This is a genomic window from Cellulomonas alba, assembly GCF_030362835.1.
Taxonomy (GTDB): domain Bacteria; phylum Actinomycetota; class Actinomycetes; order Actinomycetales; family Cellulomonadaceae; genus Cellulomonas; species Cellulomonas alba.
Genome location: NZ_JAUCGQ010000001.1, coordinates 2,223,565 through 2,247,730 on the forward strand (window position 1 = coordinate 2,223,565; position 24,166 = coordinate 2,247,730).

The 24,166-nt window shown below is 74.4% G+C and carries 18 protein-coding genes; 8 read left to right on the forward strand and 10 right to left on the reverse strand.

Annotated features, from left to right (window positions below; translation table 11 throughout):
• Positions 1-16: 16 nt before the first annotated feature.
• The 5 genes from narI to QRT04_RS10180 are packed head-to-tail and all read right to left on the reverse strand — an operon-like array spanning position 17 to position 8,000.
• Positions 17-772, reverse strand: coding sequence for a respiratory nitrate reductase subunit gamma (narI, locus tag QRT04_RS10160; RefSeq protein WP_289455098.1), 756 nt, complete (start codon positions 770-772; stop codon positions 17-19).
• The gene (gene narJ / locus QRT04_RS10165) at positions 769-1,476 is read right to left on the reverse strand and encodes a nitrate reductase molybdenum cofactor assembly chaperone (protein WP_289455099.1); all 708 of its coding nucleotides are present in this window, start codon (positions 1,474-1,476) and stop codon (positions 769-771) included. Before narJ ends, narI begins: the two co-directional genes overlap by 4 nt.
• Positions 1,473-3,200, reverse strand: coding sequence for a nitrate reductase subunit beta (narH, locus tag QRT04_RS10170; protein WP_289455100.1), 1,728 nt, complete (start codon positions 3,198-3,200; stop codon positions 1,473-1,475). Before narH ends, narJ begins: the two co-directional genes overlap by 4 nt.
• Complete coding sequence (locus QRT04_RS10175) at positions 3,200-6,901, reverse strand: nitrate reductase subunit alpha (RefSeq protein WP_289455101.1); 3,702 nt, start codon at positions 6,899-6,901, stop codon at positions 3,200-3,202. Before QRT04_RS10175 ends, narH begins: the two co-directional genes overlap by 1 nt.
• A gap of 55 nt (positions 6,902-6,956) precedes the next feature.
• A complete protein-coding gene (locus QRT04_RS10180; RefSeq protein ID WP_289455102.1) occupies positions 6,957-8,000 on the reverse strand; it encodes a peptidoglycan-binding domain-containing protein in 1,044 nt (347 codons plus the stop codon).
• A 122-nt stretch (positions 8,001-8,122) separates the two neighbouring features.
• Here QRT04_RS10180 and QRT04_RS10185 point away from each other — a divergent pair, with 122 nt between their 5' ends.
• Genes QRT04_RS10185 through QRT04_RS10195 form a run of 3 tightly spaced genes read left to right on the forward strand, consistent with a single transcriptional unit; the run spans position 8,123 to position 9,577 of the window.
• The gene (locus QRT04_RS10185) at positions 8,123-8,422 is read left to right on the forward strand and encodes a DUF1905 domain-containing protein (RefSeq protein WP_289455103.1); all 300 of its coding nucleotides are present in this window, start codon (positions 8,123-8,125) and stop codon (positions 8,420-8,422) included.
• 52 nt (positions 8,423-8,474) lie between these two features.
• Positions 8,475-9,248 (forward strand): alpha/beta hydrolase, encoded by a 774-nt coding sequence (locus tag QRT04_RS10190; RefSeq protein WP_289455105.1) that lies wholly within the window; start codon positions 8,475-8,477, stop codon positions 9,246-9,248.
• A 38-nt stretch (positions 9,249-9,286) separates the two neighbouring features.
• Complete coding sequence (locus QRT04_RS10195; protein ID WP_289455106.1) at positions 9,287-9,577, forward strand: hypothetical protein; 291 nt, start codon at positions 9,287-9,289, stop codon at positions 9,575-9,577.
• 7 nt (positions 9,578-9,584) lie between these two features.
• Here the strand turns inward: QRT04_RS10195 and QRT04_RS10200 are convergent, their stop codons facing one another.
• Positions 9,585-10,751: a hypothetical protein gene (locus tag QRT04_RS10200; RefSeq protein WP_289455107.1), complete on the reverse strand. Its 1,167-nt coding sequence runs from the start codon at positions 10,749-10,751 to the stop codon at positions 9,585-9,587.
• Between the two features lie 186 nt (positions 10,752-10,937).
• Between QRT04_RS10200 and QRT04_RS10205 the strand changes: the two genes are divergently transcribed.
• A complete protein-coding gene (locus QRT04_RS10205; protein ID WP_289455108.1) occupies positions 10,938-11,753 on the forward strand; it encodes a M15 family metallopeptidase in 816 nt (271 codons plus the stop codon).
• A 100-nt stretch (positions 11,754-11,853) separates the two neighbouring features.
• Here the strand turns inward: QRT04_RS10205 and QRT04_RS10210 are convergent, their stop codons facing one another.
• From QRT04_RS10210 to QRT04_RS10220, 3 genes are all read right to left on the reverse strand, one after another.
• Positions 11,854-13,242 carry an MFS transporter gene (locus QRT04_RS10210; protein WP_289455109.1) on the reverse strand — a complete coding sequence of 463 codons (1,389 nt, stop codon included), beginning with the start codon at positions 13,240-13,242 and terminating at the stop codon, positions 11,854-11,856.
• An 82-nt stretch (positions 13,243-13,324) separates the two neighbouring features.
• Entirely contained in the window at positions 13,325-14,395 is a 1,071-nt protein-coding gene (gene ligD / locus QRT04_RS10215) for a non-homologous end-joining DNA ligase (RefSeq protein WP_289455110.1), read from the reverse strand.
• Positions 14,396-14,442: 47 nt separating this feature from the next.
• Complete coding sequence (locus QRT04_RS10220; RefSeq protein ID WP_289455111.1) at positions 14,443-17,322, reverse strand: helix-turn-helix transcriptional regulator; 2,880 nt, start codon at positions 17,320-17,322, stop codon at positions 14,443-14,445.
• Between the two features lie 541 nt (positions 17,323-17,863).
• On the opposite strand from QRT04_RS10220, the gene QRT04_RS10225 reads away from it, so the two are divergent.
• The 3 genes from QRT04_RS10225 to QRT04_RS10235 all read left to right on the forward strand — a co-directional run bounded on the left by QRT04_RS10225 (position 17,864) and on the right by QRT04_RS10235 (position 20,513).
• Positions 17,864-18,313: an ATP-binding protein gene (locus tag QRT04_RS10225; RefSeq protein WP_289455112.1), complete on the forward strand. Its 450-nt coding sequence runs from the start codon at positions 17,864-17,866 to the stop codon at positions 18,311-18,313.
• Between the two features lie 77 nt (positions 18,314-18,390).
• On the forward strand, positions 18,391-19,908 hold the full coding sequence (locus QRT04_RS10230; RefSeq protein WP_289455113.1) for a chromosome partitioning protein: 1,518 nt from the start codon (positions 18,391-18,393) through the stop codon (positions 19,906-19,908).
• Complete coding sequence (locus QRT04_RS10235) at positions 19,908-20,513, forward strand: DUF4203 domain-containing protein (protein WP_289455760.1); 606 nt, start codon at positions 19,908-19,910, stop codon at positions 20,511-20,513. The genes QRT04_RS10230 and QRT04_RS10235 overlap by 1 nt, the downstream gene beginning before the upstream one ends.
• A 135-nt stretch (positions 20,514-20,648) precedes the next feature.
• Here QRT04_RS10235 and QRT04_RS10240 read toward each other — a convergent pair whose 3' ends face one another.
• Positions 20,649-23,012: a hypothetical protein gene (locus tag QRT04_RS10240; RefSeq protein ID WP_289455115.1), complete on the reverse strand. Its 2,364-nt coding sequence runs from the start codon at positions 23,010-23,012 to the stop codon at positions 20,649-20,651.
• Between the two features lie 181 nt (positions 23,013-23,193).
• On the opposite strand from QRT04_RS10240, the gene QRT04_RS10245 reads away from it, so the two are divergent.
• Positions 23,194-24,165, forward strand: coding sequence for a 5'-3' exonuclease (locus tag QRT04_RS10245; protein WP_407653586.1), 972 nt, complete (start codon positions 23,194-23,196; stop codon positions 24,163-24,165).
• Position 24,166 lies beyond the last annotated feature (1 nt).

The following is a 24,166-nucleotide window of genomic DNA, read 5'->3' on the forward strand; positions in this document are numbered from 1 at the left end:
GGAGGGCGGGTCGCCGTCAGCGGCGGGTGGTCTGCCGGTCGCGCGTGCCGACCGGGTCCCACCCGCGGCGCGGCGCGCTGGCGCCCGGCGTCGGCCGGGCGTCGCGGCTGCGGTACACGACGTACGGGCGGAACAGGTAGTGCACGGGCGCCGTGAACGCGTGGACGAGCCGCGTGAACGGGAAGATCGCGAACAGCACGAGCCCCGTGAGCACGTGGATGTGGAACTCGGTGGGTGCCGCCGCCATCGCGTCGACGTCCGGGTGCAGGACGAACAGCGACCGGAACCACGGCGACACGGTCTCGCGGTAGTTGTGGCCGTCCGGGCCCTGGAACGCCGAGTACACCGAGACCCACAGGCCGAGCACGATCGCGAGCGTGAGCACGACGTACATGAGCTTGTCGTTCTTGGTCGTCGCCATGAACACCGGGCCGGTGCGCCGGCGCCGGTAGATCAGGATCGCGATGCCGCCGAGCGTGCAGATGCCCGCGAGGATGCCGAGCGTCAGTGCGACCACGTGGTACTGCGTCTCGGTGATGCCCGCCGTGTCGGTCCACGACTCGGGGATCACGAGCCCGCCGATGTGCCCGCCGATGACGAACAGCAGGCCGATGTGGAACAGCGGGCTGCCGATCCGCAGCAGCCGCGACTCGTACAGCTGCGACGAACGCGTCGTCCAGCCGAACTGGTCGTAGCGGTACCGCCAGATGGTGCCGCCGACGAGCGTGGCGATCGCGAGGTAGGGGAACACGCCCCACAGGACGACGTTCACGACGGGCCTCCGACGGGGTGGGCGGTCTCGTTGAGCGGCAGGAGCCGGGGGTCGGTGGGGTCGAGCCCGACGGTCTCGCGCGGCGGGCCGGCGGCGGCCATGGCGTGCACGGCGGCCTTGTCGGCGGGCGACGCGCCCGGCAGCGTCGCGCACACGGCCTCGAGCACACCCGCGTACGGGGAGCCCTGCTCCAGGAGCGCGAACCGGATGAGCTCGAGGCTCGGCCGGTACTCCTGCAGCAACGCGGGGCCGTCGACGGGGTCGGCGACCGCCGCGTACTCGAGCACGAGCGGCAGGTGGTCGGGCAGCTCGCCGCGCGTGTCGACCAGGAACCCGCTGGCGCGGTAGCGCTCCTTGAACGCCGCGAGCACCTCGCCGCGGCGCCGTGTGTCGCCGTCCGTCCAGTACGAGAGGTACAGCGACTGGTGGCGCGACAGGTCGAAGACGTGGACGTAGGTCCGCTCCAGCTCGTCGAGCGGCGTCGCCGACGCGTGGTCGAGGAACGCGCGCAGCCCCTCGCGCGCGCGGCCCGGCGGCAGCTCGTCGACCGCGTCGGCCAGCAGTGGGAGCCGCTCGACCAGCTCGGCGTCCGGGTACGCGAGGCACCACGACGCGACCTGGTGGACGACGCGCGCCGCACCGCGGTCGCTGTCGACGGCGGTCGCGTCGCGGTCCGCGGGGCGACGAGCTTGTCGCAGCCTCACGACGACCCCTCCGGCAGCGCGTCGCCCGGCACCTGGCCGTCCGGGCCGGGAACGGTGCTCGTCGGCTGGTCGCGATGGTCCGGGAACAGGCCGGGCGGGGTGCCGTTGCCGTCCCAGTTGAGCAGGTTGACTCGGCCGCGCATCGAGTCGGCGGGCGCGATGCCGTCCGACGTCTGCCGTTGCCTCAGCGCATGGAACGTCTCGACCGCGACCGGCACCGGCCGGCCCGACGCCTCGCCGAACGCGCCGGACTCGTACATGCCCGGGCCCTCGTCGAAGTTCAGCGAGCAGCCCAGCTCTTCGAGCTCGTGCCCGCGCTCTTCGTGCGCCTTCGGGATCACGTACCGGTCGTCGTACTTCGCGATCGCGAGCAGCCGGTACATCGCGTACATCGCCTGGCCCGTCATCCCGACCGAGGCCGCGACCTCCTCGCGCGCGCCGTCGCCCATCGTGATGCCGCGCATGTACGACCGCATCGCCGCGAGCTTCTTGAGCACGCCCGTGACGAGGGCCGTGTCGCCCGCCGTGAACAGCTCGGCGAGGTACTCGACCGGGATGCGCAGCGCGTCGATCGCGCCGAACAGGTTCCCGTGGTCCTCGGCGTCGTGCCCCTGCTCGCGCAGCAGGTCCACGACCGGCGAGAGCGGCGGCACGTACCAGACCATCGGCATCGTGCGGTACTCGGGGTGCAGCGGCAGCGCGACGCGGTACGTCTTGGCCAGCGCGTACACCGGCGACCGGCGGGCCGCGTCGATCCAGTCCTGCGGCACGTCCTGCTCGCGCGCCGCCGCGACGACCGCGGGGTCCTCCGGGTCGAGCATGAGGTCGAGCTGGGCCTCGTAGAGGTCCTTCTCGTCCGCGACGGAGGCCGCTTCGGTGACGCGGTCCGCGTCGTAGAGGAACACGCCGATGTAGCGCAGCCGGCCGACGCACGTCTCCGCGCAGATCGTCGGCAGCCCGACCTCGATGCGCGGGTAGCAGAACGTGCACTTCTCGGCCTTGCCGGTCTTGTGGTTGAAGTAGACCTTCTTGTATGGGCAGCCCGTGATGCACTGCCGCCAGCCGCGGCACCGGTCCTGGTCGACCAGCACGATGCCGTCCTCGGCGCGCTTGTAGATCGCCCCCGACGGGCAGGACGCCATGCACGACGGGTTCAGGCAGTGCTCGCAGATCCGCGGCAGGTAGAACATGAAGGTCTTCTCGAGCTCGAACCGGATCTTGTCCTCGCTCTCGCGGCGGACCTTCTCCACGATCGGGTCGAGGTGGCCGAGCTCGTGCGCGCCGCCGAGGTCGTCGTCCCAGTTGGCCGACCACGAGATCTTCGTGTCCTCGCCCGTGATGAGGGACTTGGGCCGCGCGACGGGGAAGTCGTCACCCAGCGGGGCGTCGACGAGCTTCTCGTAGTCGTACGTCCACGGCTCGTAGTAGTCCTCGAGCTTCGGCTGGACCGGGCTCGCGAAGATCGTCATGAGCCGCTTCGCGCGCGAGCCCGTGCGGAGCTCGAGCCGGCCGCGCTTGTTCAGGTGCCAGCCGCCGCGCCACTGCTCCTGGTCCTCGTACCGGCGCGGGTACCCCTGGCCGGGGCGCGTCTCGACGTTGTTGAACCAGACGTACTCGACGCCCGCGCGGTTCGTCCACGCCTGCTTGCACGTCACCGAGCAGGTGTGGCACCCGATGCACTTGTCGAGGTTCATGACCATCGCGACCTGAGCCATCACGCGCATCAGTACTCGACCTCCTGCGAACGCCGACGGATCGTCGTCACCATGTCCCGCTGGTTCCCGGTCGGACCGAGGTAGTTGAAGGTGTACGAGAGCTGCGCGTACCCGCCGACGAGGTGCGTGGGCTTGACGAGCAGGCGCGTCACCGAGTTGTGGATGCCGCCGCGGCGGCCCGTGCGCTCGGTCTTCGGCACGTCGATCGTGCGTTCCTGCGCGTGGTAGACGAACACGACGCCCTCGGGCATGCGGTGGCTCACGCACGCGCGGACGACGATGATGCCGTTCGCGTTGGAGCACTCGATCCAGTCGTTGTCCCGGGCGCCGATGGCGTCCGCGTCCTGCGGGCTCATCCAGCAGACCGGGCCGCCGCGCGACAGCGAGAGCATCAGCAGGTTGTCCTGGTACTCCGAGTGGATCGACCACTTGGAGTGCGGCGTCAGGTAGCGGACCGTCACCTGCTTCGCGCCGTCCGGACCCAGCTGCGGCTCGCCCAGCAGGCGGTGCAGGTCGAGCGGCGGCCGGTAGATCGGCAGCGCCTCGCCGAGGTCCTGCAGCCAGTCCTGGTCGAGGAACACGTGCATGCGGCCCGTGAGCGTGTGCCACGGCTTGAGACGCTCGACGTTGACGGTGAACGGCGCGTACCGCCGGCCGCCCGTCTCCGAGCCCGACCACTCCGGCGACGTGATGACCGGGACCGGCCGGGCCTGGGTGTCGGCGAAGGTGATCCGCTTCTCCTCCGACCCCTCGGCCAGGTCGGAGAGCTTCTTGCCGACGCGACGCTCGAGCGTCTCGAAGCCCTGGACCGCGAGCTCGCCGTTCGTCGTGCCGGACAGCGTCAGGATCGCCTCGGCGAGCTTGACGTCGGTGTCGATCGCGGGACGGCCGTCGCCCGCGCCGCCGAGCATGACGCCGTTGAGCCTCGCGAGCCGGTCGACCTCGTGCCGGACGTCGAACGTCAGGCCCTTGACCGTGAAGCCCAGCTTGTCGGCCAGCGGGCCGATGGTCGCGAGCTTGTCGGCGATCGCCGTGTAGTCGCGCTCGACGACCTGGTAGACGGGCCCGGTGCGATCCGGGTCGGCCGGCGCCTCGCCCGGGGTGTCGTGCGAGAGCGCGACGCTGACGAGGTCGTGCCGCACGCCGAGGTGCGTGCGCGCCTGGTCGGAGAACTTCCGCGCGACGGCGTGGAACGCGTCGAAGTCCGAGCGGGCCTCCCACGGCGGGTCGATCGCCGGCGAGAACGCGTGCACGAACGGGTGCATGTCGGTCGACGAGAGGTCGTGCTTCTCGTACCAGGTGGCCGCCGGCAGCACGACGTCGGACAGCATCGTCGTGCTCGTCATGCGGAAGTCCGCCGAGACGAGCAGGTCGAGCTTGCCCTCGGGGACCTCGTCCCGCCGACGGACCTGCGAGGTCTCGATGTCCGGCTCCTCGGCCGTGACGTTCGAGTGCGTGCCCAGCAGGTACTTGAGGAAGTACTCGTCGCCCTTGGCGGACGAGCCCAGCAGGTTCGCGCGCCACAGGACGAGCGTGCGCGGCCAGTTCTCCGGGGCGTCGACGTCGTCGACGGCGAACCTGAGGTCGCCGTCGGCGAGCCTGCCGCGGATGTGCGCGGCGGCGTCGGCGGCGTCACCCGCCGCGCTCGCGGCCAGTGCCTCGTCCGCGAGGTCCAGGGGGTTGCGGTCGAACTGCGGGTAGAACGGCATCCAGCCGCGCTTGGCCGACTCGGCGATCGTGTCCGCGGTGTGCATCCCCGCGAGGTGGCCCTCGGCGAGCGGGGACGCGAGCGCGTCGGCGCGGTAGCCGTCGAACCGCCATTGGTCGGTGTGCATGTACCAGTACGACGTGCCCGGCTGCGTGCGCGGCGGGCGCGACCAGTCGAGCGCGTTCGCGAGCGAGATCCAGCCCGTCAGCGGGCGGCACTTCTCCTGGCCGACGTAGTGCGCCCAGCCGCCGCCGTTGCGGCCGAAGCACCCGGTGAAGGCGAGCAGCGCGAGGATCGCGCGGTACGTGGCGTCGCCGTGGAACCACTGGCAGATGCCCGCGCCCATGATGACCATCGAGCGGCCGTTGCTCTGCTCGGCGTTGGTCGCGAACTCGCGCGCGATGCGGGTGGCGGCCGCCGCCGGGACCGATGTGATCGCCTCCTGCCACGCGGGCGTGTACGGGGTCTCGGCGTCGTCGTAGCCCGCGGGCCACTCGCCCAGCAGGCCGTCGCGCTCGACGCCGTACTGCGCGAGCGTCAGGTCGTAGACCGTCGTGACGAGGTGGTCGCCGAGGCGGCGGACCGGCACGCCGCGGCGCAGGACGCGACCCTCGCCGTCGGGGGAGTCGAAGCTCGGCAGCAGCACCGTGGCGGAGTCCGTGCTCTCGGCGCCCCGGGCGCCGACGGCGTCGCGCACCGACAGCGCCGGCGTCACGCCGTCGAGGTCGAGGTTCCACAGGCCCTCGCCCGAGTCCGTGTACCGGAAGCCGAGCGACCCGTTCGGCACGACCGGCGCGCCCGTGGCCTCGTCGAGCAGCACGGTCTTCCACTGCGCGCCCTCCGACTCCGCGCCGCGGACCGCGTCGGCGGCACCCGGCGTCGGCCCGAGGTCGGACGCGCGCAGGAACCGGCCCGGCACGTACGCGCCGTCCCGCTCCTTGAGGCGCACGAGGAACGGCAGGTCCGTGTACTGCCGGACGTAGTCCCGGAAGAACGGCACCTCGCGGTCGACGAAGTACTCCTTGAGGATCACGTGGCCCATCGCCATCGCGAGCGCGGCGTCCGTGCCGGCCTGCGCGGGCAGCCACTCGTCGGCGAACTTCGTGTTGTCGGCGTAGTCGGGCGACACCGTGACGACCTTCGTCCCCCGGTAGCGGACCTCGGCCATCCAGTGCGCGTCGGGCGTGCGCGTCACGGGCACGTTCGAGCCCCACATGACGAGGTACGTCGCGTCCCACCAGTCGCCCGACTCGGGGACGTCCGTCTGGTCGCCGAACATCTGCGGGCTCGCGACGGGCAGGTCCGCGTACCAGTCGTAGAACGACGTCATGACGCCGCCGATGAGCTGCATGAACCGCGTGCCGACGGCGTGCGACACGATCGACATCGCCGGGATCGGCGAGAATCCCGCGCAGCGGTCCGGCCCGTAGGTCTTGATCGTGTGCACGTGCGCCGCGGCGACGATCTCGGTGGCCTCGTCCCAGCTGACGCGGACGAGCCCGCCCTTGCCGCGCGCCTGCTGGAACCGCCGGCGCTTGGCGGGGTCACCGACGACGTCCGCCCAGGCCAGCACCGGGTCCTTCAGGCGGCCCTTGGCCTCGCGGTACAGCTCGAGCAGCACGCCGCGCGCGTAGGGGTAGCGCACGCGCGTCGGCGAGTACGTGTACCAGCTGAACGCCGCGCCGCGCGGGCAGCCGCGGGGCTCGTAGTCGGGGCGGTCCGGCCCTGGCGACGGGTAGTCCGTCTGCTGGGCCTCCCACGTGATGATGCCGTCCTTGACGTACACCTTCCATGAGCACGAGCCCGTGCAGTTCACGCCGTGCGTCGAGCGGACGACCTTGTCGTGCCGCCAGCGGTCCCGATAGAACACGTCCCCCTGACGGCCGCCCTCGCGGAACACCGCGCGGCCGTCGGCCGTCTCGTCCCACCGCGTGAAGAACCGACCTGTGCGCAGCAACGCGTCGGAGGCTGGACCGTCGAGCCGAGGGACCGCATCGTCCATGCCTCCGACCGTAGTGAGGCGGCCCCCCGGCGACGCAAGCGTCTGCCGTGGAAAATCAGTGCACCGCGTTGATCTTCGCGCGGGTCAGCGGGCCCATCCGGCCGACCTGCGGCAGGCCGTGCTCCTTCTGGAACGCCTTGACGGCCTTCGTGGTCTCCTTGCCAAACACCCCGTCGAGCGCGAGCTTGTGGCCCGCCCAGCTGAGCCGACCCTGCAGGAAGACGACGGCGTCGCCCTCGTCACCGGGGTCGAGGTCCGCCGTCAGCAACGGCGCGATGAGCTTGCCGTTGAGGTCCAGCGAGTAGCCCAGGTACGGCTGGTGCCACACGGAGGTGATCGTGTCGACGGGCACGTTCGAGATCTTGCCCGTGCCGCTGTTCGTCGAGCGGACGATGCCGTTGCCCAGCGACGGCGCGATGTGACCGAAGCCGTTCTTCGACGGCGTGAAGAACGCGGGGACGCCGGCCGGCGGGTGGGACTTGCGGGTCACCTTGAGCTCCGCGCCCTTCCACGCCTTGAACGCCGTGCCGAACTTGGCCGGGCAGCCGAACACGCGGCGGGTGTAGCCCAGGCAGAGGCCCGCGAAGCCCTTCTTCAGGGCGAGCATCGCGGCGATCATCATCGTCCGCGGTGGTGAGTCGTGGTGGTGCGGCTGGCCGGGGTCGGCGGGCATCGGCGGCGGCGGGAACGCGCCTTCGTCGCCCGGGAAGCCGTCGCCCGGGAAGCCGTCTCCGGGGAAACCCTCGTCGCCGGGTGCGCCGACGCCCGGGAAGCCGGGGCCGGGGATCTCGTCGCGGCCCGGGAACGGCAGGAACGTGGGCAGGTCCGGCGCGACGACGTCGTCGTCGGCGTCCTGGTCCTCCTGCTCGTCGCCGCCGGGAGGCGCCTCGGCCTCGTCGGGCTCCGCGAGCACGGACGCGAGCATGAAGTCGTCGTCGGTGTCGGCGGTCGGGTCGGGCGCGGGCTCGTCGAGGTCGGGCGGGACGATGCCGGGATCACCCGTTCCGGGTGCGTCGATGCCGAGCTCGTCGATGCCCGGGCCGTCCGCCGGCGGGACCGTCGGGGCGGGGACGGTGGTGGGGTCGTTCTGGTCGGTCACGGGTCTCGCCTCCCTGCTGGGGGCGGCACCGGCGGCATCGTCGGTGCCGGCTGTTGACGAGGAGGAGCGCGCGCGACGCCGCGGGATACCGGCGTGTCGGTGGTGTACGTCAGGCTGGGCGCGTGGCCTTCGAGTTCGACGCGACGCTGCGGCCGTGGGACGTCCGGCGGCACGACAGCTGGGTGTTCGTCGACCTGCCCGAGCCGACGTCCGACGAGATCGCTGACCTGGTCGAGGGCCGGACGCGCGGGTTCGGGTCGGTGCGCGTCGACGTCGCGATCGGCACCACGCGGTGGCGGACCTCGATCTTCCCCGGCGCCGCCTGCTACGTGCTCCCGGTCAAGAAGGCGGTACGCACGGCCGAGGGCGTCGCGGTGGGCGACGCGGTGCACGTCGTGCTGGACCTGGTGGACCTGACGTAACGTCGGCAACGAGCCTCGACGACGAGGTCGCCCGACGGACGGAGGCTGGCGCGTGGCGCTGCTGACCTGCCACTTCTTCTCCGACGCGCTGGAGGTCAGCACCGCGATGACGGTGCTCCTGCCGCAGACCACGCACGAGCAGATCGGGCTCACGGGCGTCGCACCCGCCGATCCGCCTCCCGTGCTCTACCTGCTCCACGGCCTCTCCGACGACGAGACCATCTGGACGCGCCGCACCTCGATCGAGCGGTACGCGACCGAGAAGGGCCTCGCGGTCGTGATGCCCCGCGCGGGGCGCTCGTTCTACGCCGACGAACGGTACGGCGCGGCCTACTGGACGTTCCTCACCGAGGAGCTGCCGCGCGCCGTCGCGTCGTTCTTCCGCGTCTCGCAGCAGCGCTCCGACACGTTCGTCGCGGGCCTGTCGATGGGCGGGTACGGCGCGGTGAAGTGGGCGCTGCGGCACCCGGACCGGTTTGCCGCGGCCGCGTCGCTCTCGGGCACGCTCGACGTCGTGGGTGACACCGGCGTCGCGGCGCACGTCCCGCACGTGTGGGGCGGCCCGCCGCGACCGGGCTCCGACGACGACCTGCTGGCGCTTCTCGAGCGCGCGGACCTCGCGGAACTGCCGGCGCTGTACGTGGCGTGCGGGACGGGTGACGAGCTGATCGACGTGAACCGCCGGTTCGTCGGGAACGCCGTGCGCGCGGGGGTGGCGGTGCACTCCGACCTGGACCGGCCCGGCGACCACGACTGGGCGTACTGGGACGCGCGGATCCGGGACGTGCTCGCCTGGCTGCCGATCGGGGGCGTGCACCACGCGTGACCGCAGGGCGCGGGCTGCGCTCCGGGTAGCGTGCGCGCGTGCCGTCCTACCGCGTGAGCGCCGCCGTCGGGCTGCTCCGGCCGGGGACGGCCGCGGCCGACGTGCTGCCCGAGGCGGTCGCGACCGCGCGCGAGCTCGTGACCGTCGAGGCGTTCGACGTCGCGGTCGTCCGCGGCGAGGCGCGCGTCACCGTCCGGTTCGAGGCCGGTGACGACGCCGCCGCGCGGCGCGCCGGCTGGGCCGTGCTCGCGCGGCTCGACGAGCTCGCCGAGATCCACGACCGCGCCGTGACGCGGCGGTTCGGCAGCCGCTGGTACCCGCTGCGCTGAGCGACGGTCAGACGACCGGCGCGGACTGCCCGAGCAGCACGAGGTCGCCGACAGGCTCGGCGGCCTGGTCGTGCGCGTGCCGCCTGGCGGCCTCGGGCCCGGGCGCGTCGGGCCGCACGAAGCGGTGCCCGACGACCAGCCCGGCGCGGCCCGCGTCCGACGCCTCGGCCAGCACCGCGGCGTCGCCGTCGAGCTCCCCGACCCACGCGAGCGCCGCGCAGGGGGCACCCGAGCCGGCGAGCCAGCCGCGCGCGTCGTCGAGCGCGCCGCCGGGGAACCGCTCGACGTGCCAGCGGCCCGCACGCGGCACGACGGCGAGCGGCAGCGACTGCCCGCCCTCGACCACCGCCTCGAGTCCGTGCTCGAGAGCGCGCAGGACGAGGTCCTGGACCGCCGCGGACGGTGGCTCGGGAAGGTCGTCAGGGCGCGTCGGGCGGCGCGCGGGGACTGCGGTCGGCGTCGGCGTGGGCGCGGGTGCCAGGCCGGGGGCCGGCGCGGGCGCGGCGCCCGGGACCGGGGAGCCGGCGGATCCGCCGGCTCGGCTCGGCAGCCGGGTCGCGCCGGCGACGGTGGTCGGACCGGTCCAGGGCGCGGTGGGCTGGCCCGGTGCGTGGAGCGCCTCCACGGCTGCAGCCGGTGCCGGCGTCGCGGGGGGAGCGGTCGATGCGCTCTCGGAAGTCGCGGGGTCGGCGTCGATCGCCTCGCCGGCCGGCTGCGGATGGGGCTGGGGCACCACGTGCGGCGCGCCGCCGAGGTGCACTGCGGCCGCGCGGACGTAGCCCGTGACCCACGCGGCGCGGCCCTCGACCCAGCGCGCGCGCAGGTCCTCGAAGGGCAGGACCACGGCCTGCCCGGTCGCGTCGACGACCGCGGGCCCGCTCGAGCCCTCGACGGTTCGCAGCACCCACGACGAGCCCGGGGCGCGCGCCACGAGCGCGTCGCCGAGCCCGACCGCGAGCGCCGCCACCATCCCGTCGGGGACAGTCGCGGACCCCGAGCGCGCCCAGCCTGCGCGCGACGCGTCCACGAGCGCCTCCAGCGCGGCGGCGTCGTCGACGTCGGCCCCGCTCGACCGGAGCTGGGTGCGGAGCCAGTCGAGCCGCGTGAGCTCGGCGGCCGTCAGCGGTCGCAGTCCTGCGGCGAGGGCAGCGGACGACGACGCGGTGATGCTCACGCGTGCGGCATCGGCGGCGCGCCGGGCGCGCTTGAGCCCGCGGCGGTCGGGTTCCGCCGGACGGGTGCACGTGCGTCTGGACGATGCCGACGAACCTCTCGGCTCGGGCGTCCGCCCGCGTCTCCGATCCCCGCGCGCCGCCGCGCCCGCGCCCTTCCGTGGGCCGCGTGCGTACTCTGGCGCGCGATGCAGCCTCCAGCTCGAGCGCTCCGGCGGCGGTCGACCGGCGGACGGTCGCGCGGCCTCGGTGCCGCGCTCCTGGTGGTCGCCGCGCTCGCGGCGTCGGCGTGCGCGGGCCCGGCCTCGGGCGTCCCGCTGCGGCCGACGGCGACGGTCGTCGCCGACGCGGCGCGCCCCAAGACGGCGCCGCCGATGCCGACCGCACCGGCGCCCCGGACGGTGACGCCGGCCACGGTCCCCGCCCCGGAGCCGCGCCCCACGGCGGCCGCGAAGCCCCGTCCGCGCCCCACGGGCACGCCGGCGACGAAGCCGCACCACACGCCGACCCCGTCGCCCACGACCGACAAGTGCGAGACGACGTACCACGGGCCGCCGTTCTTCACGTCGTCGCCGACCGCCGGCGGCGACGGCTCCAACGGCGACATCCCCGCACGCATGATGACCGCCGTCCCGTGGGCCGTGGACTCGCACGGCACCGGGTTCTGGCTGCTGACGAAGGCCGAGCGGGCGCTCGTCCGGCTCGACACCGCGTTCGAGGACCGCTTCGGCCACCACCTCGACATCGACCTCGCGTACCGCGACCTCGCCACGCAGAAGGCGATGTACCAGGCGCTCGGGCCGTCGGTCGCCGCGAAGCCGGGCACGTCGAAGCACGGCACGGGGCTCGCGATCGACGTGCCGGAGTGGCCCTGCGAGTACGGCTGGGGGACGACGCAGCGCGCGTGGCTCGTCACGAACGGCCCGGCGTACGGATGGTCGTCGCCGTGGGGCATGGCGAAGTCGACAGACGCCGAGTACTGGCACTTCGAGTACGTCGGCTGACGCGCCGGCGCGAGACGGACGGACGCACCCCCGGGGGCGCGTCGTGACCCGCGGCCGAGCCGTCGGACGGACGGTCGACCGCCGCGCCCGGTCGTCGCCGTCAGACGGGCGGTCGCACGTCCGCGGCCCGGGTCGGGATCGTCATCAGCGCGACGATTCCGCCCCCCGCCATCAGCCCGGCGCACGCGAGCATCGCGATCCGGTGCGCGGGCTCGAGCGTCGCGGCGTCCGTCATCGAGTCGCCCACGCCGGCCGCGACAGGCAGCACGGCGACCGCGAGGAGGCCGGCGACGCGCGCGACAGCGTTGTTCACACCGCTCGCGGCCCCGACGAGGTGGTCGGGCGCCGCGCCGAGCGCGGTGGTGGTCAGCGGCGCGACCGTCGCCGCCAGCCCGAGCCCGACGAGCACGACGCCGGGCAGCACCCGCGTCACGTAGGGCGCGTGCGGGCCGATCCCCGCGAGGAGCGCGACGCCGACCGAGCCGATCAGCGGCCCGGCGGTCATCGGCAGCCGTGGGCCGAGCCGCGCCCCGAGCGATCCCGCGGTGGGCGAGAGGCCGAGCAACAGCAGCGTCACCGGCAGCGGCGCGACACCGGCCGCGAGCGGCGAGTAGCCGGCGACCACCTGGAGCGTCACGACGAGGAAGAAGAATGTGCCCGAGAGTGCGGCGTAGACGAGCAGCGTCGCGCCGTTCGCGCCGGCGAACGGCCGCCACCGGAACAGAGCGGGCGGGAGCACGGGTGCCTTCGCGTGCGCCTCGACCACCACGAACGCGACCAGCGCGACGACGCCGACGGCGAGGGCCGCGACCGCCGGGCCGGGGTCGGAGCCGAGCGCCGTGAAGCCGTACGTCAGCCCGGCGAGCCCGACCGCGCCGAGGACGGTGCCCGTGACGTCGAGCTGGCGCGCGGCATCCGGGTCGCGGGTCTCGGGCACGGCGCGGAGGGTGACGACGAGCACCGCGACCGCGAGCGGCAGGTTGATCGCGAACACCCACCGCCAGCTCGCGACCCCGACGATCCAGCCGCCGATGAACGGCGCGAGCGCGCCCGAGAGCCCGGACATACCCGACCAGACGCCGATGGCGCGCCCGCGGTCGTCGGGCCCGAACGACGACTGGAGGATGGCGAGCGACCCGGGCGTGAGCAGCGCGCCACCGACGCCCTGGAGAGCGCGTGCCGCGATCAGCCAGCCGACGCCGGGTGCCAGCGTGCACGCGAGCGACGCCAGCGCGAACCACACGGTGCCGACCAGGAACACGCGCCGACGACCGAGCCGGTCGCCCAGCGTGCCCCCGAGCAGCAGGAACGCCGCGAGCGTGAGCCCGTACCCGTTGACCGTCCACTGCAGGTCGGCCGTCGTGGCGCCGAGGTCCTCGGCGATGTGCGGCAGCGCGATGACGACGACGGTGCTGTCGACGAACACCAGCGCCGAGCCGAGCACCGTCGCGAGCAGCACGAGCCGGCCCCGCGCCGAGCGATAGGTCACAGGCTCGGCAGCAGCCCGCACACCGCCGCTCGCCGGGCGCGGCTCGACGGGTCCCGCGGGTGGTGGTGTGCCCCGCCCGGGGTCAGCGGGGCCGGTCACGGTCCTTGCTCGGCTGCACGCGCTTCGGCTCGCCGGGCATCTTGGGGTACTCGGGCGGGTACGGCAGGTCGCCGGCGTCGTCGTCGGCCGCCTGCCGGTCGGCGAGCTCCAGCAGCGACTCGATCGAGAACCGCGGCGTCTCGTGCGCGGCGAGCGGGGCGAAGGGGTCGCCCACCGCGGCCACCCGCGCGGGCATGGTGAGCACGTCGAAGTCGTCCGGGCGGACGTCGGCGATCTCGTCCCAGGCGAGCGGGGCGGACACCGTCGCGCGCGGGTTGGCGCGGATCGAGTACGCGGACGCGATGGTGCGGTCGCGGGCCATCTGGTTGTAGTCGATAAAGATCTTCTGGCCGCGCTCCTCCTTCCACCACTTCATGGTGACGAGGTCCGGCAGGCGGCGTTCCAGCTCGCGGCCGAACGCGATCGTGGCGCGCCGCGCGTCGACGAACGACCAGCGCGGCTCGATCGGCACGAAGACGTGGATGCCGCGACCGCCCGACGTCTTCGGGTACCCCGTCAGGCCGTGCTCGCCCAGGAGCTCCCGCACGTGCGGCGCGACGCGGGCCGCGTCGGAGAAGTCGGTACCGGGCTGCGGGTCGAGGTCGATGCGCAGCTGGTCCGGCGCGTCGACGTCCGCGCTGGTCACCGGCCAGGGGTGGAACGTGATCGTGCCGAGGTTCGCGGCCCACGCGACGACCGCGAGCTCGCTCGGGGCGACCTCGTCCGCGGTGCGCCCCGACGGGAAACCGATCCGCGCCGTGCGCACGTAGTCGGGCGCGCCCTGCGGCACGCGCTTCTGGTAGAACGCGTCGCCGCTCGAGTCCTGCCGCGTCGCGAGCTTGGCGCCCTCGAAGACCCCCGCGGGCCACCGCTCGAGCGTGGTGGGGCGGTCGAGCAGCGCGCCCAGCACACCGTCACCCATGGCCACGAAGTGCTCGACGACCTGCAGCTTGGTGATGCCGCGAGCCGGGAAGTAGACCTTGTCGGGGTTGGACACACGGACGGTGCGACCGCGCACGTCGAGCTCGACCGCGGGCACCTTCGACGGCGACATGCGCCCAACCTAGGGCGGAGCACCGACACGCGCCCAGGGGCGGGCGGTCACGGCTGCCGCATCAGCCCGCGCTGGTGCGCGACCGAGACGGCCTCGGTCCGCCCGGAGGCGCCGAGCTTCGCCAGCAGGTTCGAGACGTGCACCGACGCCGTCTTCGTCGAGATGAAGAGACGCTCCCCGATCTGGCCGTTCGTCAGGCCCTGCGCCACGAGCGAGAGCACCTCGGCCTCGCGGGGCGTCAGCACGTCGGTCGTCGCGTGCCGCACGCCGGGCACGTCGAGGCGCGCGCGGCGGGCGAGGTCCCGCACGCTCGCGGCGAGGGGGAGGGCGCCCATCGCGGTCGCTGCCGCGAGCGCCTGCGCCGCCTCGGCGGTCGCCTCCGCGCGTTCGCCCGACGCCACGAGCGCGGCGGCGAGGCGGGCGCGCGTCCGCGCGACCTCGTACGCGTACCCGTAGTCGAACTCGACCAGCGCGGTCCGCCAGAGTGCCGCGTCGTCCCGTCCGTGCAGCCGGGCGTGCTCGGCGCGGGCGCGCGCCAGCCAGGCTCGTCCCTCCGGCCCGAGGCGCCCGCCGCGCGGCTTGCCGTGCACGGCCGTGTCCTGCGCGCGCTCGAGCAGCGCGTCACCGCGCTCCAGCAGGTCCGACACGTCGCGGCCGGCGAGGCGCCGGCGCTCGGCCTCGTCGGCGAGCCCGCCGAGTGCGACGGCCGCGATCCAGATCGCACCGAGGAAGTGCTCCCACCAGATGCGGCCGAGGAAGTCGACGACGTGGTCCGTGAGGGCCAGCGCCTCGTCGACCCGCTCCTCGCGCATCAGTGCGTCGATCGTCGTCCCGCCGGCGTGCAGCGCGACCAGCCCGTCGCGCGGCCACTCGGGTTCGAGCGCGAGCCCCCGGTCGACCGCGTCGGCGTCGCCGCGCGCCACGGCGGCGTACATGCCGACCGCCTCGAGCATCGAGGCGACGCCCGGCGGCGCGTCCGGTGCCGGCTCGCGCCGGGACAGGTCGCCGCGCGTGTACGCCACCAGCTCGACGAACATCGCGAGCTGGACCGCGTGCACCTGCCACGTCAGGCCCGTGCGGCGCGCGCGCTCGACCGACTCCCGCGCCAGCTCGCCCGCGCCCTCGACGTCGCCCGCGCCGAACAGGTCGGTGACGAGGTTGAACCGCACGCGCATCTCGGTGACGACGTCGCGTGCCCGCCGCACCGTCTCGAGCGCCTCGCGCAGCAGGCGCGACGCCTTCTCGGGGTCCTCGGCGTCGAGCACCGCGAGCGTCGTGACGGCGTCCGACTCGGCGTCGGCGGCGTCGACCTCGCGCGCGACCGCGATCGCCTCGACCGCCGCGTCCCGCGCCTCGGTGTCGAGGTCGAGGTTCAGCGCCGAGCGAGCGACCGTGGCGAGGCCCCAGGCGCGCGCGGCAGAGGGCCCGACGAGACCAGCGACGGCGGCCTGCGCCTCGCGCAGCGCGTCACGCGGGCGCTCGACGTCGAGCAGCCGGCGGGCGAGGTCGCACCGTAGGGCCGCCTGCCGTCCGGGGTCGTCGGCCGTCGCGTCGACGGCAGCCCGGGTCAGCTGCATCGCGCGGTCCACCTGGCCGGCGGCGCTCGCGGCCGTCGCGGCCGTCATCAGCACCGCGATCCGGTCCTCGCCGGCGTCGGCGACGGCGTCCCACAGCCGGAGCACGACCTCGAGGTGGCGGAGCTCCTCGGCGGGTGCGAGCAGCCGGTGCGCCTCCTCGGCCGCCGAGCGCGACGCGGCGAGCGCCACGGGGAGGTCCGGTGCCCGCAGGGCGTGGGCCGCGAGCTGCGACGGCCGGCCCAGGCTCGGCTCGGCGGTGAGTGCCACGAGGTAAGCGCGGTGCAGCGCCGACTGCTCGCCCGGCAGCAGGTCGCCGTACACGGCCTCGGCGAGCAGCGCGTGCCGGAACGCGATCTCGCCCTGCTCGCCCACGAGAACCTGGTGCGCGACCGCCTCCCGCAGGGCGGCGTCCACGGCGCCCGGCTCGGCCAGCAGCGGTGACGCGTCGGCCGCGACCGCGGCGCGCAGCAGCGGCTCGGCGACCCTGCGGCCCGCGGTCGACGCGATGCGCGCCACGTGCTGCACCGCGGGGTCCAGGCCGTCCACGCGCGCCCGCACGACCTCGGCGAGCGACCACGGCAGGGCGGGCTCGGGGCCGGCCTCGATGAGCTCCTCCGCGAAGTACGCGTTGCCCTCCGACCGTTCCGCGACGCCGCGCAGCGCCGCCTCGCCCAGCGGCCGGCCGGCCACCGCGGTCGCGAACGCGCGGAGCTCGTCGGGCGCGAACGGCGCGAGCTCGAGGCGCTCGACGCGCGGGTGCCGGGCGAGCTCGGCCGCGAGCGGTCGCCACGGGTGCCGGCGGTGCAGGTCGTCGGTGCGGTAGCTCGCGACCACGACGACGTGCTGGTCGCGGAGCCGGGCGACCGCGAAGCGCAGCAGGTCGCGGCTCGACGCGTCGGCCCAGTGCAGGTCCTCGATCACCAGCAGCAGCGGGCGGCCCGGCCGCCCGACCATGCAGGCCGCCTCGACGAACCCGTCGAAGAGCTGCAGGCGGCCCGTCTGGTCGTCGGGTGCCGGCGGGGCAGCGGCGCCGGGCAGCAGCCGTGCGAGCGCCGGCCGCTCCGCGACCACCGCGTCGACCGCCTCCGGGTCGACCTCGCGCAGCTGCACGAGGGCGTCCGCGAACGGCAGGTACGGCACGCCGATCTCGCCGAGGTCGACGCAGTGCGAGACGACGACGCGCACCCCCTGCGTGCGCGCCGTCTCCGCGACATGGAGCAGCAGCCGCGTCTTGCCGACCCCGGCGTCGCCCGCGAGCAGCACCGCCGACGGCTCGCCGCCGCCTGCTCGGGCCAGTGCAGCCTCGAGCTGGGCGACCTGAGCCTCGCGTGCGACGAACGGCGTGCTCATCGGGCCACGTGCCATGTCCCCGATCGTCGCAGCAGCCACCCACACGCGTCGCGGACCGCGTCCCCGGTCCGGGAGGCGAACCCGCCGCCGACGGCCGCGGGCATGCTCGCCCCGCCCGCCGCGCGACCGGCCGTGCCGCCCCCGCCGCCCGCGGCCGTGCCCCCTCCGGCACGGCCGCGGCCACGGGGCGACCGGATGCGGTCGGCACCTCGCGCGCGGCGCGACCGGCGCGGGTCGACGCCGGCCAACAGCTCGGTGCGCCGGAACTCCAGCTCCGCCTCGAGTGCGGGCCCCCAGATGCTCATGACGTCCTCCTTCACCGCTCCGCGCCGCCCCTGCCGGGCCGACCCCCGGCCTGGCCGGGCACCGCCCACGCTCGTCGTGAGCCGCGCGGTCCGGGATGGGGAGCCCGGGCACACCTGCGTGCGGATCCGGGCCTGAGGTACCTCAGAACCCGCGGATCCGGACGTCGTCCGCCTATCACCCCATCGATTCCGCGATCCACACGGCGGGATGCCGCGGCGTCGGGCACCCTGGCTCTGTGGGTGAGGTGAGAGACCTGAGGAGCGCCGCGAGCGTTCGTCGGCGCGATGCGGGCGCTCTGGACGACGAGCTGACGCTGCGCGCGGAGCGGACCGCGTCGCGGACGGCGCGCCACTGGGTGATGCGGACGGTGGCCGACGCGGGCGTCGGTGGCTCGGTCAACCAGGTCGTCGAGCTGCTCACGGCCGAGCTCGTGTCCAACGCCGTGGTGCACGGACCCGACGGTGGCGCCGTCCGCGTCGGCGTCCGCGTCTCGAACGGGACGGTGCGCGTCGAGGTGGGCGACGAGGGCGGCGGATCGCCGCGCGTCCGCCACCCGGAGCCCACCGCGACGAGCGGCCGAGGCCTCGCCCTGGTCGAGGCGCTCTCCGAGACGTGGGGCACGCAGCCGCGTGGTCCGCGCGGCGAGGGGAAGGTCGTCTGGTTCGAGGTGCGCGTCGACGAGTAGGCCCGTGGCCTGCGGTTGCGTCACGCTGGGCGTAGTTTGCGCACCATGCGAGGTTCGCCCGGTCCAGGGGAGACGAGATGAGCGACGACCAGACCACCACGCGCGTCCCGGTGGTCACGGCCGAGGTGCGGGACGACGGCACGGGCGAGATCAGCGTCGACGGCGTGCTCGAGCGGGTCACGACGGGCAACCTGCAGGAGGCCGGCGCTGCGATCACCACGCGCATCGCCGAGCTCGCCGGTCGGCTCGGCCAGCCGGTGCCGGTCGAGGTCCGTGACCCCGACGGACTCTGGTCGTTGCTGATCCACGCCGACGGGCTGGTGGACGAGGCGCCCACCGCGGCCGGCGAGGGCGCCGAAGCGGGCGAGGTCCCGGCCGTCTCCGGTGCGATCCCGGTCGCCGACGAGGGCCACGCACCCGCCGGAGCTGCGCCGGGCGCCGAGCCCGACGCGGCCGCCGAGCCTCCGTCGAGCGCCCGCGGCCCGCGCGCCGCCCGGCCGGCCGCCGACGCCTCCGAGACGGAGAGCGGTCCTGCGCCCGCCGTCGCGGCCGCGCGCACGCCGACCGCGCCCAGCGCGCCCACCACGAGCGCGCCGACCGCGCCCACGGCTCCGAAGCAGTCAGCACCCGGGGCGGTTCCCGGCACCGGCTCCGCCGGCCTCCCGACGCTCGACGACCTGCTCGCCGCGCGCCACCCGGCGGGTGCGGCGGGCCCCGCGGAGCACGGCTGGCGCGCGGGCGTCCGCCGCGTCACGTTCGGCGCCGTCAAGCCCGGACCCGGCCGCGCGGAGCGGGTGCGCCGCGCGGAGTCCGCGTCGGTGCGCCGCACCCTCGACGGCCCGCGCACCGTGGTCGTCGTCAACCCCAAGGGCGGCGCGCACAAGACGACGGCCACGATGCTGCTGGCCTCGACGTTCGGCCTGCAGCGGGGCGGCTACACGCTGGCGTGGGACAACAACGAGACGCGCGGCACGCTCGGCTGGCGCTCGACGCACGGCGACCACGAACGCACCGCGGTCGACCTGCTCAACGCGCTGCCCGCGCTCCAGCGCCGCGGCATGATCCGCATCGGCGACCTCGACGGCTACGTCCGCACGCAGCCCAGCGAGCAGTTCGACGTGCTCGCGTCCGACGAGAGCTCGGCCTCCGCGGCGTCGGTCGACGCGACCGCGTACAAGGCGCTGCACGGCGTCCTGTCGCAGTTCTACCGGGTGATCATCGTCGACACCGGCAACAACATGAGGGCGTCGAACTGGCAGGCGGCCGTCGACGCGGCCGACCAGATCGTCGTCGTGTCGACGATCCGCGAGGACACGTCGCAGTCCGCGGCCTGGGCGCTCGACGCCCTGCGCGCCATGGGCCACGAGGACGCGGTGCGTCGCGCCGTCACGGTGCTGTCGGCCCCCGACCGCAAGGTCGACAAGGACCTGCGCAAGCGGCTGCGCAGCCACTTCGGCGCCCTCACGCGCGCGGTCATCGAGGTGCCCTACGACCGCTCGCTCGTCGCGGGCGGGCCGATCGACTACGGGGCGCTCGCGCCCGAGACGCGGGACGCCTGGCTGCACGTGACGTCGGTGGTCGCGGACGGCCTGTGATGCTCCGCGGGCTCGTCGTCGCGCTCGTCGGGGCGCTGCTCTGCTTCTACGGCATCCGGTCGGTGCACCTCGCGGTGCTCGGGTCCGGGTTCGCGATCGGCTTCCTCGTCGGCGACGCGTCCGGCCAGTCGGTCGGACCCGCGCTCCTCTGGGGCCTGTGCGGCGCGGTGATCGCGTGGGTGCTCGTCTCGGTGGTGTTCCGCCTCGCCACGTTCTTCGTCGGGCTCGCGACGGGCGCGGTCGTCGGGGCGAAGCTCTGGTCGGCGCTCGGCAACGACCAGACGAGCGTGCTGCTCGGCGTCGTCGTGGTGCTCGCGCTCGCTGCGCTGGGCGCCGAGCTCGCGGTCCGGTTCCGCCGCCGCGCTCTCCTGTGGGAGACCGCGCTCGGCGGCGCGTCGATCATCCTGTCGGGGCTCGCCATCATGTGGCCGAGCGTCCTCGGCGCGTTCGCGCACCCCGACGACGGATGGCAGCAGTGGCTGATGCTCGCCGCGTGGCTCGCCCTGTCCGCGTGCGGCTGGTACGTGCAGCGCCGGTTGTTCCGGCGGCAGCTGGGACTCGCGCCGCTGCCGCCGAAGGCGCCCGCCGCGCCGCCGGCTGCGTGACGGCCTCCGCTCCCCGGCGGATCACCAGCGGCGGACGCGCTGCGGCCCGGCGGTCTCCACCCTGCGAGGCGTGGACAGACGACGGCGCCGGCCGGGGAAGGCTCCCCGACCGGCGCCGCGCGTCACCTCGTCGGCTCAGCCGACCAGGTTGACCTTCACGAACTGCGTGAACGCGTTGCCGTTGGTGTTGTCCGTGACGGCCCAGACAGCCTGGCTGAACGCCGTGCCGTTCACGACGGAGATCGGCACCACCGCGTACACGTAGAAGTACTGGCACTGGCCGCTCGCGAGGTTGCCCACCGAGTCGATGCCGTCCTCGACGTCGCCCGCGATGAGCGAGGCGTCGTAGTACGTGCCGCCGACCTTCAGGCGGATCGTGAGGTCGTTCGCCGGGTTCGCAAGGCCCGCGTCGCCGTAGCAGACGTATGCCTCGGCGGAGAGGACGTCACGCGTCTCGTCGTACCAGCCCAGGTCCTCGGTGTCGAAGACGACGGACGACCAGGAGTCGAGCAGGAAGGGGTCCCCGGCGTTGAACGGGGTCGCCTGGCCCGACAGGATCGCCAGCGCGCCGTTGCCGCTCGTCACGCTCGAGATGACGTTCGAGACGACCACGCGGTAGCGGTACAGGCTCACGCCGCTCGTCGCCGTCACCGTGAGCGTCGACGACGTCTTGCCGGCGTACGTCTTCCAGGTGTGGCCGCCGTCCGAGCTGTACTGCCACTGGTAGTGCAGGCCGCCACCGGTCGCCGTGACGCTGAACGTCGCCTTGCCGTTCATCGCGGCCGCGGCCCACTGCGGCTGCCTCGTGATCTTCGGCGAGGTCATGCCCTTGGGCCACGCGATGGTCGTGGTGGACGCCGACGTGCGCGTCTTGGTCGTGTAGCCCGACCGGGTGCCGGTCACCGCGACGGTGATCTTGGCGCCGTGGTCCGCCTTGGCGAGCTTGTACGTCGAGTGCGTGGCGCCGCTGATGGCCTGGCCGTTGCGCTTCCACTGGTAGTGGAACGTGGCGGTCGGCGACCACGCGCTGACGTGCGCCGTGAGCGTCGAGCTGACGCGCAGCGTGCCCGTGATCGTCGGGGCGTGCGTGGCCTTGAACGGCACGGTGGCCTTGACCGAGGAGCTCGTGACGACCTTGGTCGTGTAGCCGGACGCCTTGCCGGTGACGCGCACCGAGAGGTACTTCCCGCGGTCCGTCGAGGTGACCTTGTACGTCGACTTGGTCGCCCCCGAGATCGGCGAGCCGTTGCGCAGCCAGCGGTACGAGTACGAGCTGGCCGCCGGCGTCCAGGTGCCGCGGTGCAGCGTCAGCGTCGAGCCCACCTGCGACGAGCCGCTGATCGTCGGCTTCGGGGCGCCGAACACGCCGTAGCCGACGACGGTCGAGCCGCTCGCGCGGACGGCCTTCGTGTAGCCCGGCAGCGTCGCGGTGACCACGACGCTGAGCTGGTGGCCGCGGTCGGCGGCGCGCGGGACGAACGACGACGCGGTCGCGCCGGTGACGGCCTTGCCGTCGATCCGCCACTGGTAGGCGACCGCGGTGGGCTTCGGCGCCCAGGTGCCGAGCGCAGCGGTCACCTTGGAGCCGACGCGGACCGTGCCGGAGAGCGTCGGGTTCGGCGAGCCGGCGAAGTCGGCCGTCGCGATCGTCGCGGAGACGTGGTTCGTCGCGTCACGGTAGCCGGCCGCGGTGCCCGTGACGGTCGCCGTCACCAGCTTGCCGGCGTCGGCGGCGGCGGGCGTGAACGTCGCAGCGGTCACCGGAGCGCCGGCGCCGACCTGCCACGAGGTCGTCACCGTCGTGGGCTGCGGGTTCCAGCCGGTCGCCGTGACGCCGAGCGTCTGGCCGACCTTGGCGGTGTGGTCGAGCGCCACGGTCGGAGCCTGGGCGTCAGCGAGGCCGAACGTGTAGCGGACACAGTCGGCAGTCACGGACGTCAGGGTCGCCTCGGCGCTGTCGCCACCCGTGGCGAACGCGTAGCCGACGCTGTGCACGACAGCGCCAGGGAACGCGGCGGCCCATCCGGCGGCGGTGGTGTCGGTCGGCGCGGCGGCCGCGAGGGTCGCGTCGGCGGACGGGTCCAGCGTCCACGCGGTGCTCGCGTCCGTCGCGCCGGACGCCGTGAGCACCGACGACTGGCCGTCGGCGCCGGTGCCGCTGAAGTCGACGGCGAGCGCCACGGTGGGCGTCGGGCTCGCAGCGGCGTAGTCGGCGGCCAGCGCGGCTGCCTCGCCCAGGGCGAAGTCGCCGGTGTGCGTCGCCGTCAGCGCCGCCGACCCGTCGGTCGAGACGCTCACTCCGCCGTCGCGCCACTGGCTCGCGGCCGAGAGCGCCCAGCCGGAGGGCGCCGCGATGGTCGCGAGAGGAGCGTCGCTGACCGCCGAGCACGTGAACGGCGCCGGTGCGTCGGCGAACGCGGGGGCCGCGAGCGCCGGCATGGCGATGGACGCGGCGACGAGACCGACAAGGGTCGTCGCGCCGCGGGAGAGGAGCCGCATGCGGGCCTGCTTCCTGGTGCAAAGGGAGTAGGGGCCGCCGGCCCCCTGGCTGGACTGTCGCGCTGACGATCGGCACTCCCGGTGCCACGCGTGAGCGCGGCGCGCTGATGTGAGCCGAATCGTGACATCGGCTTCGTCACCGTGTGACGCCTTTGAAAGCCTCGGGCGACGGTTCACCCGGATGGCCCATGCCCGGCGATGCCAGACTCCTGCCGTGGCCCATGCACCCGGCAAGCTCCTGCTGCTCGACTCCGCGTCGCTCTACTTCCGCGCGTTCTTCGGCGTTCCGACGTCGATCTCGGCGCCCGACGGCAGCCCCGTGAACGCGGTGCGCGGCCTGCTCGACATGATCGCGCGGCTCGTGACCGACCATCGCCCGACGCGGCTCGTGGCGTGCTGGGACGATGACTGGCGGCCGGCGTTCCGCGTCGAGGCGATCCCGTCGTACAAGGCGCACCGGGTGGCCGCGGACGGCGACGAGGAGGTCCCGGACCTGCTCAGCCCGCAGGTGCCCGTGATCGCCGAGGTGCTGGCGGCGCTGGGCATCGCTCGGGTCGGCGCGGCCGGGTTCGAGGCCGACGACGTGATCGGCACGCTCGTCGCGCGCGAGGCGGCCGCGGCGCAGCCCGCACCGGTCGACGTCGTGACGGGCGACCGCGACCTGTTCCAGCTCGTCGACGACGCGCGCCGGGTGCGCGTGCTCTACACCGTGCGCGGCATCAAGGACCTCGAGGTCGTCGACCAGGCACGTCTGGCTGAGCGATACGCCGTGACGTCGGGCCCCGCGTACGCCGACATGGCGGTGCTGCGCGGCGACCCGAGCGACGGCCTGCCCGGCGTGCCGGGCATCGGCGAGAAGACGGCCGCGCAGCTCGTCGGCCGGTACGGCTCGCTCGACGGACTGCTCGCGGCCGTGGCGGACGGCGATGCGACGCTCAGCCCGACGCAGCGTCGCCGGCTGCTCGACGCTGCTGCGTACCTCGAGGTCGCGCCGGCGGTCGTGCGGGTCGCGGCGGACGCCCCGGTGGGCGACGTCGACGACCGGCTGCCGGCCGTGGTCGCCGACCCCGAACGGCTCGTCGCGCTCGCCGAGCGGTGGGGCCTCGCGTCGAGCGTGCGGCGCGTGGTGGACGCGCTCGTGGCGGTCGCCTAGC

Bases quoted from the DNA above. Each gene is read 5' to 3' on its own strand.
- QRT04_RS10230 (WP_289455113.1), top strand. From the start codon at position 18,391: ATGAGCGACGACCAGACCACCACGCGCGTCCCGGTGGTCACGGCCGAG.
- QRT04_RS10235 (WP_289455760.1), top strand. From the start codon at position 19,908: ATGCTCCGCGGGCTCGTCGTCGCGCTCGTCGGGGCGCTGCTCTGCTTC.
- ligD (WP_289455110.1), bottom strand. From the start codon at position 14,395: ATGTCGCCGTCGAAGGTGCCCGCGGTCGAGCTCGACGTGCGCGGTCGC.
- QRT04_RS10220 (WP_289455111.1), bottom strand. From the start codon at position 17,322: ATGAGCACGCCGTTCGTCGCACGCGAGGCTCAGGTCGCCCAGCTCGAG.
- QRT04_RS10175 (WP_289455101.1), bottom strand. From the start codon at position 6,901: ATGGACGATGCGGTCCCTCGGCTCGACGGTCCAGCCTCCGACGCGTTG.
- narH (WP_289455100.1), bottom strand. From the start codon at position 3,200: ATGCGCGTGATGGCTCAGGTCGCGATGGTCATGAACCTCGACAAGTGC.
- QRT04_RS10240 (WP_289455115.1), bottom strand. From the start codon at position 23,012: ATGCGGCTCCTCTCCCGCGGCGCGACGACCCTTGTCGGTCTCGTCGCC.
- QRT04_RS10245 (WP_407653586.1), top strand. From the start codon at position 23,194: ATGGCCCATGCCCGGCGATGCCAGACTCCTGCCGTGGCCCATGCACCC.
- QRT04_RS10205 (WP_289455108.1), top strand. From the start codon at position 10,938: ATGCAGCCTCCAGCTCGAGCGCTCCGGCGGCGGTCGACCGGCGGACGG.